Here is a 4,286-nt window from a genome sequence, read left to right on the forward strand (position 1 = left end):
CCCGTCCGGTTGCGCAGCAGCCGTCGCTTTTGGGACGGCTTCGCCGTCCAACGGGAGCAAGCTCCCTCGCCACAGGTTTGGCATCAGACAGGCGCCAACCCGAAAAACGCCTGTATCAAGCGCAACTCCCGCCGCCGCTCCATGCACCCCATCATGTGCCGGTTCACCAGACCCTCGCCAATGAGCGGCACCGCCGCCACTCGCGGATCGTGGCTGACTTCCACCGACGACACCACGCCCACCCCCAACTCCGCCGCCACCGCCTCGGTCACCGCTTCGCGACTGTCCAGCTCCAGCAACACCCGTGGATTTACGTTGGCCCGGTCACAGGCCTCATCGAAAGTACGCCGGGTGATCGAGGTCGGCTCACGCAACACCATGATCACCTGGTCCAGTTCCTTGAGCGGTACGCCCTTGGTCCTGCGCGCCCACGGATGCCCGTCCGGCACCAGCGCGCAAATGCGTGATTCGCTCAAAGCTTGCAGGTGCAGGCCCTTGCGCGGTTCGACTTCAGTCAGCACCGCCACATCGGCATGCTCGGACAACAGCGCCGCCAGGGTTTCCTGGGCATTGCCCAGACGCAAGTTCACGGTGATCCCCGGGTAACGCGCGCGCAGGCTCGCCAGCATCGGCATGACCATGTGCGGACCGTCCGCCGCCACTTCCAGGCGCCCGGTGAGCAACTGCCGGTTGGCTTCCAGCATCACCTGCGCTTCTTCGGCCAGGCCGAACATCGCCCGGGTGATCGCCGCCAGTTTGGTGCCCTCTTCCGTCAGCTCCACCCGTCGCGCCGTGCGGCGTAACAAGGTGATCTGGTAGTGCTCTTCCAGCGCCTTGATATGCCCGGTGACCGCCGGCTGGCTGATGAACAGCCGGGCGGCCGCCCGGGTGAAGCTGCCCTCGCGGGCCACGGCATCGAAGGCGCGGAGCTGAAACAGATTCATGAATAAGCCTCACTGATGGCTGGCATAACAATAAACAATTTGATTGATAACTCGGCAAATTGCAATTTAAGCCCCGTAGCTTCAGCCCATCGATTACGAGGACACGAGAATGAGTACTGCCGCACCCATCCTGCTCACCCCCGGCCCGTTGACCACGTCGCTCCGCACCCGTCAGGCGATGATGGTTGACTGGGGTTCATGGGATGACCGCTTCAATCAACTGACCGCCAGCCTTTGCGAACAACTGCTGGCGATCATCAACGGTGCCGCCAGCCACCATTGCGTGCCCCTGCAAGGCAGCGGCACCTTCGCGGTGGAAGCGGCCATCGGCACCCTGGTGCCTCGCGATGGCAAAGTCCTGGTGCTGATCAACGGTGCCTACGGCAAACGCCTGGCGAAAATCTGCGAGGTGCTCGGCCGCTCGTTCAGTACCTTCGAAACCGCCGAAGACGAACCGACCACCGCCGCCGACATCGACCGCCTGCTGCGGGCCGATGCCGGCATCACTCACGTTGCCCTGATCCACTGCGAAACCAGCACCGGCATCCTCAATCCACTGCCGGAAATCGCCCAGGTCGTCGAGCAACATGGCAAAAGTCTGATCATCGACGCCATGAGTTCCTTCGGCGCCCTGCCGGTGGACGCGCAACAGGTGCCGTTCGACGCGCTGATCGCTGCTTCCGGCAAATGCCTGGAAGGTGTGCCGGGTATGGGTTTTGTCTTCGCTCGCAAGGAAGCCCTGGCCAATGCCGCCGGCAACTCGCATTCCCTGGCGATGGACCTGTTCGACCAGCACGCCTACATGATGAAAACCGGCCAGTGGCGCTTCACTCCGCCGACCCATGTGGTCGCGGCGCTGCACGAAGCCCTGCTGCAATACAACGAAGAAGGCGGCCTGCCGGCGCGGCATGCGCGGTACGCCGCCAACTGCCAGGCGCTGATGGAAGAGATGGCCAGGCTGGGGTTGCGCAGCTTCCTGCCAGCCGCGATCCAGGCACCGATCATCGCTACCTTCCACGCCCCGAAAGACCCGCGCTACCAATTCAAGGAGTTTTACGAGCGGGTCAAGGCCAAGGGTTACATCCTCTACCCCGGCAAACTGACCCAGGTTGAAACCTTTCGCGTCGGCTGCATCGGCCATGTCCAACCGGCCGAAATGCGTGAAGCCGTGGCGGCCATCGGCGAAGTCTTGCGCGAGATGGAAGTACTCGAAATCTAAACCACCTCGATCTCTGTGGGAGCGGGCTTGCCCGCGATAGCGGTCTGACATTCACCCTCGATGTCGACTGAACAGGCCTCATCGCGGGCAAGCCCGCTCCCACAGGTCAACCGAACTCTCGAATAGCTTGTACTAACAGGAATTTGATCACCATGAACTACACCAACCCAACCAAACTCCAGGCCGCCATCCTCGACTGGGCCGGCACCGTGGTCGATTTCGGTTCTTTCGCACCGACGCAGATTTTTGTCGAAGCCTTCGCCGAATTCGACGTCCAGGTTTCCATCGACGAAGCCCGTGGTCCGATGGGTATGGGCAAGTGGGACCACATCCGCACCCTGTGCGATCAACCTGAAGTCGCCGAGCGATATCGCAAAGTGTTCGGCCGCACGCCGACCGACGATGACGTCACCGCCATCTACCAGCGCTTCATGCCGCTGCAGATCGAGAAAATCGCCGAGCATTCCGCACTGATTCCGGGTGCCCTGGACACCATCGCCAACCTGCGCCGGCAAGGAATCAAGATCGGGTCCTGCTCCGGCTACCCGAAGCAGGTCATGGACAAGGTGGTCGAACTGGCCGCCACCAACGGTTACATCGCCGACCACGTGGTCGCCACCGACGAAGTGCCCAATGGCCGCCCATGGCCGGCCCAGGCCCTGGCCAACGTGATCGCCCTGGGCATCGACGACGTCGCCGCCTGCGTGAAGATCGACGACACCGTGCCGGGCATTCTCGAAGGTCGCCGCGCGGGTATGTGGACCGTGGCGCTGATCTGCTCGGGCAACGCGCTGGGCCTGGACTACGAGGGCTATCGTGCGCTGGGCAGCGACAAACTGGACAGCGAGCGCAAACGCATCCACCGGATGTTCGAAGGCTCGCGGCCGCACTACATGATCGACACCATCACTGACCTGCCGGAAGTGATCGCCGACATTAACAAACGCCTGGCCAACGGCGAGATGCCACAGACCAACTGATTCCCCCTCTACCTTTGGGAGCGAGCCTGCTCGCGAAGTGACCGTGTCAGTCAACATCAAGACGTCTGACACACCGCTTTCGCGAGCAGGCTCGCTCCCACAGCGGATTGCAGTGCTTTTCAGGCTGGTAGACTGAACCCCCGTCGCCCCTGCAAGCCGCCGGTATGGATAAACACCAGACGCGTGCCTCGGGCAAACGTCCCCGCCTCGACTTGCTCTCTGAGCGCCAGCAGCGCTTTTGCGGTGTACAGCGGTTCCAGGGGAACGCCAGTGACTTGTTCGGTCTGCTCGATGAATTCGAGTAACAGCCGATCGACTTTGGCAAAGCCGCCACGACTCGCGTCGAACAGTTGATAATCCGGGGCGGTTACGCCCGCCTCTTCCACGATGTTCTCGACCCGCTCAGCAACGCCATGATCATCGGGCACCGCCAGCGCACCGTATACCTTGTGCTCGCCCGCTTCGGCCAGTACAAGGCCGGCGAGCGTCGTGCCCGTTCCGCAGGCCAGCCACCAACCGTCATAGTCGCTCCACTCCAGGCTGTTCAGTTGCTCGCGGACCATGGTCATGAGCTGCATGCAGCCCTTTGCGCCCTGCCAACCGCCACCCCCTTCCGGGACCGCCAACAGGCCGGGATACTGTGCCTGCCACGGCTCCCAGAAACCCGCTTGGTGCCGCGCGCGATAGCCGCCATAACCCAGCCAATGCAGACGCATGCCGAACGCCTGCAAATCCCTTACCGTGGGTGTTTCCTGAGGATGCCCGCGCAACAGCCCGACCGTGGAAAAACCAAACCGCTTGCCGGCAGCCGCCAGCGCATGAAGGTGATTGGAGTGAGCCCCGCCCAGACTGATGATGCCTTCGGCACCGCACAGGTCGGCGGCCTTGAGATGTTCGATGAGCTTGAACCACTTGTTGCCGCTGATCAGTGGGTCGATCAGGTCCAGGCGCAGGATGGCGACTTCGATGCCGGCGGTTTTTAGCCAGTCGAGATGGAAGGGGTTGAGGGGGGCTTTGGGTAGCCAGTCGGAAGGAGAAAAAACCATCAGCGTCATTCAGCTCATAAAGAGCCTGCATTCTAGTCGCCTATAGGACGCCTTCGCGAGCAGGCTCGCTCCCACATTTGATCTTCGGTGCTACCAA

Annotated in this window: 4 protein-coding genes; 2 read left to right on the forward strand and 2 right to left on the reverse strand. The window is 62.2% G+C overall.

Annotation, left to right across the window (positions count from 1 at the left end; all coding sequences use genetic code 11):
- Positions 1-83 precede the first annotated feature (83 nt).
- The gene (locus ACW9HW_RS29145) at positions 84-944 is read right to left on the reverse strand and encodes a LysR substrate-binding domain-containing protein (protein ID WP_457402771.1); all 861 of its coding nucleotides are present in this window, start codon (positions 942-944) and stop codon (positions 84-86) included.
- Positions 945-1,053: 109 nt separating this feature from the next.
- Between ACW9HW_RS29145 and ACW9HW_RS29150 the strand changes: the two genes are divergently transcribed.
- On the forward strand, positions 1,054-2,163 hold the full coding sequence (locus ACW9HW_RS29150) for a 2-aminoethylphosphonate--pyruvate transaminase (RefSeq protein WP_457402773.1): 1,110 nt from the start codon (positions 1,054-1,056) through the stop codon (positions 2,161-2,163).
- Positions 2,164-2,315: 152 nt separating this feature from the next.
- Positions 2,316-3,143: a phosphonoacetaldehyde hydrolase gene (gene phnX / locus ACW9HW_RS29155; protein WP_095192782.1), complete on the forward strand. Its 828-nt coding sequence runs from the start codon at positions 2,316-2,318 to the stop codon at positions 3,141-3,143.
- Between the two features lie 119 nt (positions 3,144-3,262).
- Here phnX and ACW9HW_RS29160 read toward each other — a convergent pair whose 3' ends face one another.
- Positions 3,263-4,189 (reverse strand): 1-aminocyclopropane-1-carboxylate deaminase/D-cysteine desulfhydrase, encoded by a 927-nt coding sequence (locus ACW9HW_RS29160; protein ID WP_457402774.1) that lies wholly within the window; start codon positions 4,187-4,189, stop codon positions 3,263-3,265.
- Between the last annotated feature and the right edge of the window lie 97 nt (positions 4,190-4,286).

Source organism: Pseudomonas sp. SDO5532_S415 (assembly GCF_054071155.1).

Coding starts and splice junctions, on each gene's coding strand:
- ACW9HW_RS29160 (WP_457402774.1), bottom strand. CDS start 4,189: ATGGTTTTTTCTCCTTCCGACTGGCTACCCAAAGCCCCCCTCAACCCC.
- phnX (WP_095192782.1), top strand. CDS start 2,316: ATGAACTACACCAACCCAACCAAACTCCAGGCCGCCATCCTCGACTGG.
- ACW9HW_RS29150 (WP_457402773.1), top strand. CDS start 1,054: ATGAGTACTGCCGCACCCATCCTGCTCACCCCCGGCCCGTTGACCACG.
- ACW9HW_RS29145 (WP_457402771.1), bottom strand. CDS start 944: ATGAATCTGTTTCAGCTCCGCGCCTTCGATGCCGTGGCCCGCGAGGGC.